This window comes from Sulfuriferula sp. GW1, assembly GCF_047300855.1.
Classification (GTDB): domain Bacteria; phylum Pseudomonadota; class Gammaproteobacteria; order Burkholderiales; family Sulfuriferulaceae; genus Sulfuriferula.
In genome coordinates this window covers 2,537,262-2,552,974 of the sequence record NZ_CP170197.1, presented here as the reverse complement: position 1 = coordinate 2,552,974, position 15,713 = coordinate 2,537,262, and the positions used below count along the sequence as shown (strand labels likewise).

Sequence of the window (15,713 nt, the reverse complement as noted above, 5' to 3'; positions counted from 1 at the left end):
GAACACCGGCACCTGTGCAAAGCTTGCATGGTTTGCCGGCGTAATTTTCAAATGGCGCAGTCTGCACTACAGCGTTATGTGCAGTTTGCAGTGCGTAGGCAACAATTTGCCTCAGGGTCGTGTTTCCCTGGTTTTTATCGAGCTGCGCGCATTTGCCGCGCGGCTTGTACCATGTTGGCCAGCGCGGCTTCGGTCTCCGGCCAGGCGCGGGTTTTCAGGCCGCAATCCGGGTTGACCCAAAGATTTTCAGGGGGCACCACCTCGGCGGCTTTTTTCAGCAGGCGTGTCATTTCCTCTGTGGACGGCACGCGTGGGCTGTGGATGTCGTACACGCCGGGGCCGATTTCGTTGGGGTATTTGAAATCGCCGAAGCCGCGCAGCAGTTCCATGTCCGAGCGCGAGGTCTCGATGGTGATGACGTCAGCATCCAGTGCGGCGATGGCGGGCAGGATGTCGTTGAATTCGGAATAGCACATGTGGGTGTGGATCTGCGTCTCGTCATGCACGCCCGCGGCGGAGATGCGGAATGCGCGCCCGGCCCAGTCCAGATACGCCGGCCAGTCGCCGCGGCGCAGCGGCAGGCCTTCGCGGATGGCCGGTTCGTCGATCTGGATAATGCCAATCCCGGCGGTTTCCAGATCGACCACTTCATCGCGGATCGCCAGCGCGATTTGCAGCGCGGTGTCGCTGCGCGGCTGGTCGTCGCGCACGAACGACCATTGCAGGATGGTGACCGGGCCGGTGAGCATGCCTTTCATCGGCAGGCTGGTCAGACTCTGCGCGTAGGCGGTCCACTCCACCGTCATCGGCGTGGGGCGCGACACATCGCCGTAAATCAGCGGCGGCTTCACGCAGCGTGAACCGTAGCTCTGCACCCAGCCGTTGCGGGTGAAGGCAAACCCGGCCAGCTGCTCGCCGAAATATTCCACCATGTCATTGCGTTCGGCCTCGCCGTGCACCAGCACGTCCAGCCCGAGGCTGACCTGCTTGTCCACCGCCAGCTTGATTTCGCGCTGCATCGCCGCGGTGTATTCCGTTGCGGACAGCTCGCCGCGCTTGAAGGCGGCGCGGGCGGCGCGGATTTCCTTGGTTTGCGGAAAAGAACCGATGGTGGTGGTGGGGAAGGCGGGCAGGTTAAAGCGTGCGCGCTGTCTGGCCTGACGCGCCTTGAACGGCGTGGCGCGCTGGTCGGCATCCTGCGGCAATGCAGCCAGGCGTGCCGCCACCGCCGGGTTGTGCACGCGCGGGCTGGCACGGCGCGTGGCGGCGGCAGCGCGGGACGCAACAAACGCCGCCGCAGTCGGGTCGATACCCAGCTCCAGCGCGCTTTTCAGCGCCGCCAGTTCATCCAGTTTCTGCACCGCAAACGCCAGCCAGCTGCGCAATTCGGCATCGAGCTGGTCTTCGCCCGCCAGATCCACCGGCACGTGCTGCAAGGAGCATGATGGCGCCAGCCACAGGCGCTCGCCCAGTTTGGCGTGGGCGGTCTGGATAAACGCCAGGACTTTGTCCAGATCGGCACGCCAGATATTGCGCCCGTCTATCGCCCCCAGCGACAGCACCTTGTAGTGCGGCAGGCGGTCAAGCACGGTGGTCAGCTGGTGTGGCGCACGCACCGCATCGATATGCAGGCCGGCCACCGGCAGCGTGCAGGCCAGCACGGCGTTGTCGCCCAGCGCGCCGAAATAGGTGGCAAGCAGGATTTTTACCCCGGCGGCGTTGAGACGGTTGTAGGCGGGTTCGAACGCGGTTTTCCACGCTTGCGGCAAATCCAGGCACAGGATGGGTTCATCCAGCTGCACCCATTCCACACCCATGTTTTTCAGGCGCACCAGGATTTCACCGTAGACTGGCAGCAATCTGTCGAGCAACGCCAGGCGCTCGAAGCCGGCAGATTTTTCCTTGCCGAGGAACAGGAAAGTCAGCGGACCAACCAGCGTAACCTTGACTTTGTGTCCCAGCGACTGGGCTTCCGCGACCTCATTGAACAGACGTTCCGACGCCAGCCTGAAAACCGTATCCGCAGTGAATTCCGGTACCAGATAGTGGTAATTGGTATCGAACCACTTGGTCATTTCCAGTGCCCAGGTGCCCTGATCACCGGTTCCGGCATGGCCGCCGCAGCAGGATTTGGCTTCGCTCGCCACGCCGCGCGCCTGGGTGAAATAACGCGCCAGCTCGGTTTCCTGCCCGCCAAAGCCGAAGCGCGCCGGTTCGCAGCCCAGCATTTGAATGTGGTTGAGCATCTGGTCGTAGTAGGCGAAATCCCCCACGGCAACGAAGTCCAGCCCGGCATCGGCTTGCAGCTGCCAGTGGCGCGCGCGCAGTTCGCGGCCGGTGGCTTCCAGCGTGTCGGCATCGATCTCGCCGCGCCAGAATTTCTCCAAAGCGAATTTCAGTTCGCGTTTTTTGCCGATGCGAGGAAAGCCCAGGGTATGGATGGTGGTCATGATGGTCGGTCCGGATTTGAAAGTGTCATGCATGATGCGACAAGCTGGTTTATGATACAAACGAGTAATTTTCCTGATTTGTATGAAAAAAACTAATACATGCTGACACTCAAACATCTGCGCGTAATCGAGGCGCTGAATGAAACCGGCAGCCTGACCCGCGCTGCCACCCGTCTGCACCTGACCCAGTCGGCGCTGTCGCATCAGCTTGTCGCGCTGGAAGCCCATTACGGGGTGGTACTGTTCGAGCGCAGCCGGCCGTTGCGCGCCACCCCGGCCGGGATGCGCTTGCTGCACCTGGCCCAGGAGATATTGCCAAAAATGGAAGCTGCGCGGCGCGACCTGGCGCGGCTGGCCGAGGACAACCAGCCGGGCAGGTTGCGCATCGCGGTGGAGTGCCACACCTGCTACGACTGGCTGATGCCGGGCATGGACGCCTACCGCGCGCACTGGCCGGAGGTGGAGATGGATCTGGTGGGCGGTTTTCATACCGATCCGCTGGCGTTGCTTGCCGAAGACAGGGCCGACCTGGTAATTGTTTCAGAAATGGCGCGCCACAAAGGCGTGTCGTTCAGCCCCTTATTCCGCTACGAGATGCTGGCGTTGATGGCGACCGGCCACCCGCTGGCGGCCAAGGCTTATTTAACTGCGAAAGATTTTGCGCAAGACCCGCTGATCACCTACCCGGCGCCGGATCGCCTGCTCGACGTGGTGCGACGCGTATTGAAGCCGGCCGGAGTGAATCCCGAGCGCCGCCTGGCCGAGCTCACCATCGCCATCGTTCAACTGGTCGCCAGCCGCAAGGGGCTGGCCGCGCTGCCTGCCTGGGCGGTACAGCCTTTTCTCGAGCGCGGCTACGTGGTGGCGCGACCCATCGGCAAGAAGGGCTTGTGGAGCGGGCTCTACACCGCCGCGCGCGACAGCGACGCGACGCGGGCGTTTCACCGCGATTTTGTCGATACCCTGCGCGAGCAGGCGTTCATGACGCTGCCGGGGATAGAGCCGCTGGCATCCTAGATATGCGACTTGTCATGCGCGCAGTTCGGCGCACCAGGGCCATTTTTGAACTATGCTGAAAAGCCGTCCCATGCGGGCCATCCGCAATGGGATATCGTGGGGGCATGGCGACGAAGCTGCACAGATGACCGTTCCGCGCTCTGTGCAATCGACAGACTCTAATGCAAAGGAGACAGACATGGCGAACCCATTTGTACACATTGAATTGCAGACCAGGGATCTCGCGCTGGCGAAAGATTTCTATGGCAAGTTGTTCGACTGGAAACTGGAGGATATGCCTGCACCGGGTAGCTCCGGTACCTACACCATGATCCAGGTGGGCGAGGGCACCGGTGGCGGCATGTTTACCAACCCGGATGTTCCGCCGCACTGGCTCGCCTATGTAGGTGTGGACAACATCCGGGACATGACTGCCAAGGCCAAGACCCTGGGTGCCCGTGTGGTACAGGATGTCATGGAAATCGGCGATCACGGCTGGATTAGCGTCATTGTCGACCCTGCCGGTGCCACGCTTGCCATGTGGCAGGCCAAGCAGGGCGGCCCGGCTTGAACGGACCGGCACCCGTTCTCTGCTTCCTTTTGGGTGATGGAGATTCATCTGCCTGTAACGCGCCGTGATCGTTCGGACGACTATGCCAGGTCCGCTTAAGGCAAATCAAATGTGTCCTCCATTCTTTTTTGTAACCGACGTAGCTTTCGTCACCTGAACTGCCGCGCCGTCGCGATTCAACGCCGACAACACTGCCTTCAGCGACGCGCTCACCGTGTCGTGATCGAACGCGGCGCCGGCCACGCGTTGACCATCGATGTTGAGCTGGATATAGGCCACGGCTTCTGCGTCGGTGCCGCTGCCGATGGCGTGTTCGCTGTAATCCACCACGCTGATGCGCTGGCCGCTGTGGCGCATCCAGCCTTGTACGAAAGCGGAAATGGCACCTTCGCCGTGCCCCTGTATTAACTGTATCTGCTGATCAACCATGACTTGCGCCGCGAGCGTGTCCTGGCCGCCGGTGCGATCCAGACGGTAGCCATTCAGGCTGACGCGGGCATGATCGTTGACGAAAGTTTGCATGAACAGGGCATGGATGCGTGCGCTGTCCACTTCGCCGCCGTCGGCTTCGCTGGCGCGCTGCACCGCCTGCGCCAGTTCCACCTGCATCCAGCGCGGCAGGCTGAGACCGTAATCGCGCTCCATCACAAACGCCACGCCGCCCTTGCCGGACTGGCTGTTGACGCGGATCACCGCCTGGTAATCGCGTCCCAGGTCTTTCGGATCGATGGGCAGGTAGGCAACTTGCCAGGGTTCGCCTGCTTGCTGGCGTTGCAGGCATTTGCGGATGGCGTCCTGATGGCTGCCGGAAAACGCGGTATAGACCAGTTCCCCCACCCACGGGTGGCGCGGGTGCACCGGCAGCGCGGTGCACTCGGTGGCGACCTGGATGATCTCGTCCGGATTGGACAGGTCGAGTTCGGGGGCTATGCCCTGGCTGTACAGGTTCATCGCCATGGTGACGATGTCCATGTTGCCGGTGCGCTCGCCGTTGCCGAGCAGGGTGCCCTCGACGCGATCGGCACCGGCCAGCACGCCCAGCTCGGCGGCCGCCACCGCGCAGCCGCGATCGTTATGGGTATGCAGCGAGAGAATGATGCTGTCGCGGCGGCTGATATGGGTGGCGAAATATTCCACCTGGTCGGCGAAGATATTCGGCGTGCTGCTCTCCACGGTGGATGGCAGGTTGATGATGCACGGCTGCGCGGGCGTGGGTTGCCACACGTCCAGTACCGCCTCGCACACTTCCACCGCGTAATCCATTTCGGTGTTGGAGAAGCTCTCCGGCGAATACTGGAACGTCCACGCGGTGGCCGGGAATTTCTGCGCCTCGCGCCTGACCCATTCGGCACCCTGGCGCGCAATCGCCGTGACGCCGGCGCGCTCCAGCCCGAACACGCGCTCGCGCTGCACCGGCGAAGTGGAATTGTAAACGTGGACAATCGCGCGTTTTGCCCCCTTGAGCGCCTCGAAGGTGCGCACGATCAAAGCCTCGCGCGCCTGCACCAGCACCTGGATGGTGACGTCGTCGGGAATTGCGTGCGCCTCGATCAGCCAGCGCACAAAGTCGAAATCGGGCTGGCTGGCGGCAGGGAAGCCGACTTCGATTTCCTTGAATCCGAGCTTGACCAGGAGGGCCCACATGCGCTGTTTCTGCGCCACGTTCATCGGCTCCAGCAGCGCCTGGTTGCCGTCGCGCAGGTCCACGCTGCACCAGCGCGGCGCAGCGGTAATGGTGCGGCTCGGCCACTGGCGGTCACGCATCTGCGGTGCCGGGGTGGGGCGGTATTTGCGGTGGTCAAACGTGCTCATGGTGCGGCTCCTGGTCGGGTTAACTCGGAAAACCTAATACAGCCACAGAGCCCACAGAGAACACAGAGAAAAATCTGCCGATAGGGCACGCGCTGTGTCGCAATGGGCTTCTCTCTGTGATCTCTGAGTCCTCAGTGGCTAATGCTTGTTTCCTGGTTTGAATCTGGCGCAATCGCCGGTGGTGGGGCGTGCGCAGCGCGGGCTTTTTGGGCTGGCGCCATAGTGCCCGCGGGTAGCGGACAGGAAGAATATTAGGCCAAAGTAAGCGGCATGTGCTTGCGCATTTAGTTGTAATAAACAGATATATGGCAACATTATTGCGGTAAAAATGATATTGTAGAAATTATGTTGTTGTATCAAGCATGGGGAGGCGAATCATGGAATTGGACCGTTACGACCGCCAGCTGCTCGCGTTGCTGCAGCAGGAAGGTCGCATCAGCAACCAGGAGCTGGCCGAGCGCATCGGCCTGTCGCCTTCGCCGTGCCTGCGCCGCGTGCGCGCGCTGGAGGAAGCCGGGCTGATTACCGGCTACCACGCCGAGCTCGACGCCAAAAAGCTGGGGCTTACCCTGCTGGCGCTGATTCACATCTCGATGGATCGTCACACGCCGGAGCGTTTTGCCAATTTCGAGGCGCGCGTGAGTGCGCTGCCCGAAGTGCTGGAATGCCTGCTGATCACCGGCCAGGACGCCGACTACCAGCTCAAGGTCATCGTGCGCGACATGGATGCATATCAGGCCTTGTTGCTTGAGCAGATCACCCGCATCGAGGGCGTGAGCGGGGTGCATTCGAGCTTCGTCATGCGCCGGGTGGTCGATAAAAGCGCGCTGCCGATTCCTTGACGGACGTGATTTAAAAACCAGCCACAGAGAACACGGAGATCACAGAGACTGTGCGGTTTACTGGCTTGGGTGGTTCGAGGTCATCCTGCAAAATCAATGCGCAGAATTGCGCACTAAAAAAGCTGTATACGAAATGGGCTTTCCTCTTTTCTCTGTGCCCTCTGTGTTCTCTGTGGCTAAAGGTTTAAAACGCATGCAGTTTCAAAGCCGGCTTGCATCTATCTGCTACAGTCACCATATTTATTGCACACAACACAAGGAGCATGGATCGTGGACCACAACACCGATACCACCGAACAGGCAGCGCTCGACAGCATCCATCATCTCGCTATCGTTGTGACCGATGTGGCGGCGTCGGTGGCTTGGTATCAGGCCAACTTCAAGTGTGCGGTCACCTACCAGGATGCCACCTGGGCGTTGCTGAAATTCGCCAATACCAGCATGGCGCTGGTCATCCCTGCACAGCACCCGCCGCATATCGGCATTCAGGTGGACGACGCAGCGCGCTTCGGCCCGCTGACCACGCATCGTGACGGCACGCGCTCGGTGTATGTCAATGACCCGGATGGCAATGCGCTGGAGATGATGGCGCGCGCCTAATCCGTTAGTCGAACACCACCGTCTTGTTTGCATACAGCAGCACGCGGTTTTCGATGTGCCAGCGCACCGCGCGCGACAGCACGATTTTTTCCAGGTCGGCGCCGCGCCGGATCAGGTCCTCGAGCGAATCTCGGTGCGAGATGCGCGCCACGTCCTGCTCGATGATGGGGCCGTCGTCGAGTACTTCGGTGACGTAATGGCTGGTCGCGCCGATCAGCTTGACGCCGCGCTCGAACGCCCGGTGATAGGGTCGCGCGCCGTGAAACGCGGGCAGGAACGAGTGGTGGATGTTGATGATGCGGCTCGGGTAGTGGCGGATAAAATCCGCCGACAGCACCTGCATGTAGCGCGCCAGCACGATGAAATCGACATGGTGGTGGCGCAACAGGGCGAGCTGGGTTTTTTCCGCATCCGTCTTGTCTTCCTTGCTCACCGCAATATGCTGGAACGGCACGCGGTAGGCCTCGGCCAGCCATTGCGTGTCGGTGTGGTTGCTCAGGATCAGCGGGATGTCGCAGTTGAGTTCGCAAGCCTGGTAGCGGTACAGCAGGTCGGCCAGGCAGTGGTCGTAACGCGACACGAAAATCGCCAGTTTGGGGCGGTAGGCCGAATGTGCCAGGCGCCATTGCATCTGGAAGCGTGTGGCAATCGGCGCAAATTGTTGCTCAAAATCATTCAGGTCCAGATCGAATCCGGCCAGTTCCCATTCCACGCGCATCAGGAACAGCTTCAGCTCCGCGTCCTGGTGCTGATCGGCGTGCAGGATATTGGCGTTGTGCTGGTATAGAAAATCCGCAATGCCCGCAACCAGCCCTTTCTGGTCGGGACAACTGATGAGCAGGATGGCAGTATTTTTAGTCGTCATGATGAGCCCCTTTTATGCATCATAGCCAGACTCGACAGCTCACCGCAATCGGATAGAAAAATTAGTGTTGCCCAAGCTGCTTGATTCCAAAGCGATTCCCCAAAAACCAACCAAAAAAGACAAAATTTGTCCTTGCGATAAAGGCTCAGGATTACTACAATTTGTTGGGTTATTGCCAGCGACCCACTATATGTTGTGGGTAACTCATTGCAGAAGCTGTGTATAACCTGTTCGTAACTAAAACCAATTCCAAGGAGACGCCCAATGCAACTTGCCACTCCCATTTCTTCCGATAGCCCGGTGCGCAAACCTTCTGAAGGTGGCGCTGCGCCCGCGCAGCCCGCAGCCTACGGCGACTATAAAATCATTCGGCGCAATGGTGCGGTGGTGAGTTTTGAGCCTTCCAAGATCGCCGTGGCGATGACCAAGGCGTTCATTGCCGTGCACGGCGGCCAGGCTGCGGCGTCGGCGCGCATCCGCGAAATGGTCGACGGCCTGACCAATGCGGTAGTGCAGGCATTGATGCGGCGCCAGCCGCACGGCGGCACTTTCCATATCGAGGATATCCAGGATCAGGTCGAGCTGTCGCTGATGCGCTCGGGCGAGCACGAAGTGGCGCGTGCCTACGTGCTGTACCGCGAAAAACGCAATCAGGAACGCGCCGCGCACCGCGCCGAACACGCGCAAGAGACCACCATGAGCGTCACCGAAGACGGCGTGCGCAAGCCGCTCGACATGGCCGCACTCAACGCGCTGGTCACCACCGCCTGCGAAGGCCTGGGCGCCGAAGTCAATCCGACCGCGATCCTGCAGACCGTGTTGCGCGATCTGTACGACGGCGTGCCCATGGCCGAGGTGGAAAAAGCCCTGGTGCTGGCAGCACGCGCCGGGATCGAGCAAGACCCCGGTTACGCCTTCGTCAGCGCGCGGCTGCTGCTCAACTCCATCCGCCACGAGGTGCTCGGACGCACCGTGTTGCAGGCGGACATGGCCGGCGTGTATGCGGAATATTTCGCCAGCTATATCAAAAAAGGCATCCAGGCCGAACTGCTGGACGAGCGTCTTGCCCAGTTCGATCTGGCGCGCCTGGGTCAGGCACTGGACGCCTCGCGCGACCTGAAATTCGGCTACCTCGGCCTGCAAACCCTGTACGACCGCTACTTCCTGCATATCGAAGAGCGCCGCATCGAACTGCCGCAGGCGTTCTTCATGCGCGTGGCGATGGGTCTGGCGCTGAACGAGATCGACCGCGAAGCGCGCGCCATCGAGTTCTACCAGGTACTGTCCAATTTCGACTTCATGTCCAGCACGCCCACGCTGTTCAATGCCGGCACCCGTCACAGCCAGTTGTCCAGCTGCTACCTGACCACCGTCACCGACGACCTCGACGGCATCTACCAGGCCATCAAGGAAAACGCCATGCTGCAAAAGTATGCGGGCGGCCTCGGCAACGACTGGACCCCGGTGCGCGCGCTGGGCAGCCGCATCAAGGGCACCAACGGCAAATCGCAAGGCGTGGTGCCGTTCCTGAAAGTGGTCAACGACACTGCCGTGGCGGTGAACCAGGGCGGCAAGCGCAAGGGCGCGGTGTGCGCCTACCTGGAATCCTGGCACCTCGACATCGAGGAATTCCTCGAGCTGCGCAAGAACACCGGCGACGACCGCCGCCGTACCCACGACATGAACACCGCCAACTGGATTCCCGACCTGTTCATGAAGCGCGTGATGGAAAACGGCGAGTGGACCCTGTTCAGCCCGTCCGACGTACCCGACCTGCACGACAAATACGGCCGCGCGTTCGAAGAGGCCTACACCGCCCATGAAGCCAGAACCGTCAGCGGCGACATCAAGTATTTCAAGCGCGTGCCCGCCACCCAGCTGTGGCGCAAGATGCTGTCCATGCTGTTCGAGACCGGCCATCCGTGGATCACCTTCAAGGACCCGTGCAACATCCGCAGTCCGCAAAACCACGTCGGCGTGGTGCACAGCTCCAACCTGTGCACCGAGATCACGCTGAATACCTCCGACACCGAAATCGCCGTGTGCAACCTCGGTTCGGTCAACCTGGTCGCGCACCTCAAGGACGACGGCCAGGGCGGCAAGACCCTCGACCTGGAAAAACTGCAGCGCACCATCCACACCGCGATGCGCATGCTCGACAACGTCGTCGACGTGAACTTCTACGCGGTCGGTAAGGCGCGCAATTCCAACCTGCAGCATCGTCCGGTCGGGCTGGGCATCATGGGCTTCCAGGATTGCCTGCACGAAATGCGCGTGCCCTACGCCAGCGAAACCGCGGTGGAATTCGCCGACCGCTCCATGGAAGCGGTGTGCTACTACGCCTACTGGGCCTCCACCGAGCTGGCCAGCGAACGCGGCCGTTATTCCAGCTTCGCCGGCAGCCTGTGGGATCGCGGCATCCTGCCGCAGGATTCGCTCAAGCTGCTCGGCGCGGAACGCGGCGGCTACCTGGAAGTGGACGACTCCAGCACGCTCGACTGGGACGCCCTGCGCGCACGCATCAAACAGTACGGCATGCGCAACTCCAACTGCGTGGCGATCGCGCCCACCGCGACCATCGCCAATATCGTCGGCGTGTCGGCCAGCATCGAGCCGACCTACCAGAACATCTACGTGAAATCCAACCTGTCGGGCGAATTCACCATGTCCAACCAGTACCTGGTGAAAGACCTCAAGGCGCTGAAGCTGTGGGATGAAGTGATGGTCGGCGACATCAAGTACTTCGACGGCTCGCTCGCCCGCATCGACCGCATCCCGGCCGATCTGCGCGCGCTGTATGCCACCGCGTTCGAGATGGAAACCCGCTGGCTGGTGGAAGCCGCCTCGCGCCGCCAGAAGTGGATCGACCAGGCGCAGAGCCTGAACATCTACATGGCCGGCGCATCCGGCAAGAAGCTCGACGAAACCTACAAGCTGGCGTGGCTGCGCGGTCTCAAGACCACCTACTACCTGCGCACGCTGGGCGCCACCAGCGCCGAAAAATCCACCGGCAAGGGCGGCGAACTCAACGCGGTGAGCGCGAGCGGGGGCGCCAGCAATCATCAGGGCGCAGCCGCGGAACCGGCCACCGAGGTCAAGTTCTGCGCGATTGACGATCCCACTTGCGAGTCGTGCCAGTGAGGCCATTCATAAACCTACTGCGCTTGGTATTTTGGCGTTGGGCGGTGCTCGGAATCCTCATGTACTGGAGTACATTCCGGTTCCTGTGCTCCGTCCGCCCCCAAACTACCGGCGCTCGCTACGGTTTCTAAACGGCTTCGATATTGCGAAATTAATTGATCTATGCAGGGGAACCCCGCATCGCCGCCCCGGCCAAACAAATGAAGGAGAACCATCACCATGCTGAGCTTTGAAGACACCTTTTCCAGCCCTGCACTGCAACCCGCCATGCCCGGCATGAAATCCGCCGCCGCGCCGGTCGAGCCGACTGCCGCCACGCGCCGCGTGCGCGCCGAAGACAAGCGCATCATCAACGGCACCGCCGACGTCAACCAGCTGGTGCCGTTCAAATACAAATGGGCCTGGGACAAATACCTGTCCGGCTGCGCCAACCACTGGATGCCGCAGGAAATCAACATGAGCCGCGACATCGCGCAGTGGAAAGACCCCAACGCGCTGACCGAGGACGAGCGCCGCATCGTCAAGCGCAACCTGGGCTTTTTCGTCACCGCCGACAGCCTCGCCGCCAACAACATCGTGCTCGGCACCTACCGCCACATCACCGCGCCGGAGTGCCGCCAGTACCTGCTGCGCCAGGCGTTTGAAGAGGCCATCCACACCCACGCCTACCAGTACATCGTCGAGTCGCTGGGTCTGGACGAAGGCGAAATCTTCAACGCCTACCACGAGGTGCAAAGCATCCGCGACAAGGACGAATTCCTGATTCCGTTCATCGAAATCCTCACCAATCCGGAATTCAAGACCGGCACGCCCGAGAACGACCAGAAGCTGCTGCGTTCGCTGATCGTGTTCGCCTGCATCATGGAAGGCCTGTTCTTCTACGTCGGCTTCGCGCAGATCCTCGCGCTGGGCCGCCAGAACAAGATGACCGGCGCCGCCGAGCAGTACCAGTACATCCTGCGCGACGAGTCCATGCACTGCAATTTCGGCATCGACCTGATCAACACCATCAAGCTGGAAAATCCGCACCTGTGGACGCCGGAATTCCGCGAGGAAATCCGCGCACTGATGCAAAAAGGCGTGGAGCTGGAATACCGCTACGCGGAGGACACCATGCCGCGCGGCGTGCTGGGTTTGAACGCCAGCATGTTCAAGGAATACCTGCGCTTCATCGCCAACCGGCGCTGCCAACAGATCGGGCTGGATGAGTTGTATCCGAACGCCAGCAATCCATTCCCGTGGATGAGCGAGATGATCGATTTGAAGAAGGAGAAGAACTTCTTTGAGACGCGGGTGACGGAGTATCAGACGGGTGGGGCGTTGAGCTGGGATTGATTGATAAGTAGGTAAAAAAGGCGCATGTATATGCGCCTTTTTTATTGTAGCCACCTCGTGTTATTTGGACGGGGTAGCTTAAATTTAGCCGATAAAAATATTTAAAAGGAGATGCTGTGCATAAAAGTCTTGAGCCTGTATGTGCTTCATTAGAAGCTTTATCAGCCGCAGTTATAAATGGGTGGACAGGTGATACAACTTTTAACGAGACTTGGGGGTGGAATTGTCCAGCATTAACTCGCCACGATTTGGCAGCATTAGCTAAACGCTTGGCTAAGCGTATTCAAGAAAGTGAAATTGAAGAAATTGATGCCAGCTTACTCCCGCAAGTAAATGATCTGCCTAGAAGATTACAGGTCATGCAATCTAATACCGTTCCACAATTGTATGGGGGAAATTGCCCACAAGCTTCAGCAGCGTATATTGGAACGATTGAAAGTTTAGAGAAGCTTCTAGAATCTATTTTGCCAGTGGATATAAAAACTATTGAGAAGGATAAGAAAGAGGCTATCAAATCATTTAAAAATACTCTAAAAACATTACGTTCGATAGAAGCTCGGACATCAGATATAGATTTGAGATCGGCTAATCTGAACGAAAAAATAGAACGTATCGAAGCGGCGCACGAAGCAGCTGACCAGCTTCCAACAGATTTAGAGTCGCTCAAAGAGTTACGGGCAACCCTAGAACGCTTATTATCTGAATCAACCGTCGACAGAACAGCGGTAAGTAATAAATTATCCGAAATTAATGCAATTCGTACACAACTTGATAAAAGTGAGAAAGAAGGGGCTGCGATTCTTGAACGTTGCGATGCGGCCTACCGAGCCACCACAAGTGAGGGACTGGCATCCGCGTTTGCAGAACGATCAAGGCAGCTAAATACTTCTATGTGGGTGTGGGTGTTTGGTCTCATGAGTTCCCTTGTTTTAGGTGCGTTTATTGGATCAAATCAGCTTCACAATCTGGCTGTGGCTATCGGGACTGCATCCGAACAAAGTGCTACGCTCAATGGAGAAATATGGATAGACCTTTTACTATCAGTCTTGTCGGTCGGTGCACCAGTATGGTTTGCTTGGGTGTCCACCAAACAAATCGGACAGCGATTCCGCTTGGCCGAAGATTACGGTTACAAAGCATCAATATCGAAGGCATATGAAGGTTATAGGCGTGAAGCCGCAATGCTTGATCCTGCCTTTCAAGCACGATTGTTTTCATCTGCGCTAACACGGCTTGATGAGATACCACTTCGACTTGTTGAAACAGATACGCACGGCAGTCCTTGGCACGAATTGGCATCATCCAACATAGTGCGTCAGGCTATTGATACAGTGCCCGGATTTATGGATAAAGTTACAGCTTTAGCCAAGCAGGTGTTGCCAAACTCATCGAAAGAAAAACAAATTATTGTGCCGGAACAAATAATACAAAAAAGCACGGATTCAGGGGGGGCATAAATACAATATTCAGAATTCCGGGGTCGGGTCTTGCATTAACCCATCCCAAAGCTAATTGACGCGTCTATGCGACGTGTATCGCTTGAGCATGGTTTGCCGGGGGTAGCCCGGCGGCTAGTCACCTTTTCTTGTGTGGCCAAGAAAAGGTAACCCAAAAGAAGGCCACCCCACTGCGCCGTCCCTTCGGGATACCTTCGCCTGAACCGGTCAGACGGGGGCTGCGCAACTCGCCCTGGCAGCTTGCACAAACCGCAAGCTGCTGCGGAGCTCAAACAGTGCTCGCCTGAACCTCCCGCCTGACCGGTTCAGACGAAGCGGCGCAGAAGGGGAGGTTCAAAGAACGGGGTGTCACGCGCGTTGCGCGTGGTGGTTTTTTTGTTCCCCTTTTCCACCGCCGAGTAGCGGAGTCGAGCCGGGGGAAGTCGGCGAGGACTGTCTGAGGCCGTAGGCCGAGTTCCGCAGCCGCCCGGCTTGGCGAGCAACGCAGGGAACCCCGCAGGGGCGGCGGAATGGGGTGCCCTTTTCTTTGGTGCCTTACTTTTGGGCAAGCAAAAGAAAGATACCAGCCGCCGGGCTGCCCCCGGCACTAAACATCGCGCGAAGCGCTCTGGAATGCCGGTGTCAGTTCTTTCATTAACACATACCAGACCCCGAGATCGTTCGCCCTCTATCCTCGTTTTGCTGATTGATGTGTAGCGCCCAGAACAGCGCCGATCGTCACAAGCACGACGCCGGCAATGGTCACGGCATCGAGGGATTCACTTAGCAGGGGTACGGCGGCGACTGCCGAGATCCCAGGAACCATGGCCAGCATGAGGGTTGCTCGCTGCGTTCCGATGTTGTGTATGGCGTAGGCGAAGAGCAAGCCGGCAATCGAGGCAGCCAGGATGCCTTGATACACGCCTTGCCACAGAATGAAGGACAGGGGAACGGTGGTGATGGCCTTGGGCAGGAAAAGGAGATAAACAGGCGTGTAGCAAACCATTGAAATCACGGCGACACCGATCGTGGCTTCGAGAGGCGAGACATGCCAATGCTTGAGCAACAAGCCAAAGCTGGCGTAGCAGATTGCAGCCAGGAGAAAGAACACATCCCCCACCCATTGATGGGCGGGTGCCCCGGAAAATTGACCAAAGCTGTGGATGCCAATCAACACGATCCCCAAACCTGCGACGAGCAGGGCGAATTCAGACCGGACGCCAGGGCGGTGCCCGAGTATGAACCAGGCAATCAACGCAGTCGCAAATGGAATGCCGCCGTTGACCAGAATGCCCGCATGGGCGGTCGGCGCAAGTGAAAAGCCCGAATAAACGAATAACCCGTAACTCATGCCGCCAAACGCGGCCAGCACGGCCAGTCGCTGCCACTTGAGGCGCCGCCATCGGATCAACACAAACGGAAGACACACGATTCCCGAGAAGAAGAAACGTATGGCAGCCATGTCATAGGGTGTAAGCGGGCTGCGCCCACCCAGCCGCGAGACGATGTTGAACCCGGACCAGATCACGATGACCGCAGCCGCAGCCGCAAAGCCTTTGAATAGGTGGGGACGATGGGTCGGAATAGGGTGGCCTTCATTTGTCATGTGATGCGATTCGGGGATAAGCGGTATCGCTCACATTACCACTGAAAACTCAATCCATC

Annotated in this window: 11 protein-coding genes and 1 other RNA gene; 8 read left to right on the top strand and 4 right to left on the bottom strand. The window is 59.1% G+C overall.

Translation table 11 applies throughout. The features are described from left to right. Positions 1-134: 134 nt before the first annotated feature. Positions 135-2,450 carry a 5-methyltetrahydropteroyltriglutamate--homocysteine S-methyltransferase gene (gene metE / locus ACFDAU_RS12580; RefSeq protein WP_413439546.1) on the bottom strand — a complete coding sequence of 772 codons (2,316 nt, stop codon included), beginning with the start codon at positions 2,448-2,450 and terminating at the stop codon, positions 135-137. 99 nt (positions 2,451-2,549) lie between these two features. Between metE and ACFDAU_RS12575 the strand changes: the two genes are divergently transcribed. Both ACFDAU_RS12575 and ACFDAU_RS12570 read left to right on the top strand, forming a co-directional pair. Further along, the gene (locus tag ACFDAU_RS12575; protein ID WP_413437242.1) at positions 2,550-3,467 is read left to right on the top strand and encodes a LysR family transcriptional regulator; all 918 of its coding nucleotides are present in this window, start codon (positions 2,550-2,552) and stop codon (positions 3,465-3,467) included. 178 nt (positions 3,468-3,645) lie between these two features. After that, positions 3,646-4,017, top strand: coding sequence for a VOC family protein (locus ACFDAU_RS12570; RefSeq protein WP_413437241.1), 372 nt, complete (start codon positions 3,646-3,648; stop codon positions 4,015-4,017). Positions 4,018-4,122: 105 nt separating this feature from the next. Here the strand turns inward: ACFDAU_RS12570 and leuA are convergent, their stop codons facing one another. Continuing rightward, complete coding sequence (gene leuA, locus ACFDAU_RS12565; protein ID WP_413437240.1) at positions 4,123-5,829, bottom strand: 2-isopropylmalate synthase; 1,707 nt, start codon at positions 5,827-5,829, stop codon at positions 4,123-4,125. A 374-nt stretch (positions 5,830-6,203) separates the two neighbouring features. Between leuA and ACFDAU_RS12560 the strand changes: the two genes are divergently transcribed. Both ACFDAU_RS12560 and ACFDAU_RS12555 read left to right on the top strand, forming a co-directional pair. Continuing rightward, positions 6,204-6,671: an Lrp/AsnC family transcriptional regulator gene (locus tag ACFDAU_RS12560; protein WP_370685765.1), complete on the top strand. Its 468-nt coding sequence runs from the start codon at positions 6,204-6,206 to the stop codon at positions 6,669-6,671. Positions 6,672-6,941: 270 nt separating this feature from the next. Further along, positions 6,942-7,271 carry a VOC family protein gene (locus tag ACFDAU_RS12555; RefSeq protein ID WP_413437239.1) on the top strand — a complete coding sequence of 110 codons (330 nt, stop codon included), beginning with the start codon at positions 6,942-6,944 and terminating at the stop codon, positions 7,269-7,271. A gap of 4 nt (positions 7,272-7,275) precedes the next feature. Here ACFDAU_RS12555 and purU read toward each other — a convergent pair whose 3' ends face one another. Then, entirely contained in the window at positions 7,276-8,136 is an 861-nt protein-coding gene (purU, locus tag ACFDAU_RS12550) for a formyltetrahydrofolate deformylase (RefSeq protein ID WP_413437238.1), read from the bottom strand. Positions 8,137-8,400: 264 nt separating this feature from the next. Here purU and ACFDAU_RS12545 point away from each other — a divergent pair, with 264 nt between their 5' ends. The 4 genes from ACFDAU_RS12545 (at position 8,401) to ACFDAU_RS12530 (ending at position 14,069) form a co-directional block, all read left to right on the top strand. After that, positions 8,401-11,277 (top strand): ribonucleoside-diphosphate reductase subunit alpha, encoded by a 2,877-nt coding sequence (locus ACFDAU_RS12545; RefSeq protein WP_413437237.1) that lies wholly within the window; start codon positions 8,401-8,403, stop codon positions 11,275-11,277. A gap of 59 nt (positions 11,278-11,336) precedes the next feature. Continuing rightward, positions 11,337-11,411, top strand: a non-coding RNA gene (locus ACFDAU_RS12540) — sX9 sRNA. An 85-nt stretch (positions 11,412-11,496) separates the two neighbouring features. Further along, positions 11,497-12,612, top strand: coding sequence for a ribonucleotide-diphosphate reductase subunit beta (locus ACFDAU_RS12535; RefSeq protein ID WP_413437236.1), 1,116 nt, complete (start codon positions 11,497-11,499; stop codon positions 12,610-12,612). A gap of 116 nt (positions 12,613-12,728) precedes the next feature. After that, the gene (locus ACFDAU_RS12530; protein WP_413437235.1) at positions 12,729-14,069 is read left to right on the top strand and encodes a hypothetical protein; all 1,341 of its coding nucleotides are present in this window, start codon (positions 12,729-12,731) and stop codon (positions 14,067-14,069) included. A 667-nt stretch (positions 14,070-14,736) separates the two neighbouring features. Here ACFDAU_RS12530 and ACFDAU_RS12525 read toward each other — a convergent pair. Then, positions 14,737-15,654 carry a DMT family transporter gene (locus tag ACFDAU_RS12525; RefSeq protein ID WP_413437234.1) on the bottom strand — a complete coding sequence of 306 codons (918 nt, stop codon included), beginning with the start codon at positions 15,652-15,654 and terminating at the stop codon, positions 14,737-14,739. Between the last annotated feature and the right edge of the window lie 59 nt (positions 15,655-15,713).

Bases quoted from the DNA above. Each gene is read 5' to 3' on its own strand.
- purU (WP_413437238.1), bottom strand. From the start codon at position 8,136: ATGACGACTAAAAATACTGCCATCCTGCTCATCAGTTGTCCCGACCAG.
- ACFDAU_RS12535 (WP_413437236.1), top strand. From the start codon at position 11,497: ATGCTGAGCTTTGAAGACACCTTTTCCAGCCCTGCACTGCAACCCGCC.
- leuA (WP_413437240.1), bottom strand. From the start codon at position 5,829: ATGAGCACGTTTGACCACCGCAAATACCGCCCCACCCCGGCACCGCAG.
- ACFDAU_RS12525 (WP_413437234.1), bottom strand. From the start codon at position 15,654: ATGACAAATGAAGGCCACCCTATTCCGACCCATCGTCCCCACCTATTC.
- ACFDAU_RS12575 (WP_413437242.1), top strand. From the start codon at position 2,550: ATGCTGACACTCAAACATCTGCGCGTAATCGAGGCGCTGAATGAAACC.
- metE (WP_413439546.1), bottom strand. From the start codon at position 2,450: ATGACCACCATCCATACCCTGGGCTTTCCTCGCATCGGCAAAAAACGC.
- ACFDAU_RS12570 (WP_413437241.1), top strand. From the start codon at position 3,646: ATGGCGAACCCATTTGTACACATTGAATTGCAGACCAGGGATCTCGCG.
- ACFDAU_RS12545 (WP_413437237.1), top strand. From the start codon at position 8,401: ATGCAACTTGCCACTCCCATTTCTTCCGATAGCCCGGTGCGCAAACCT.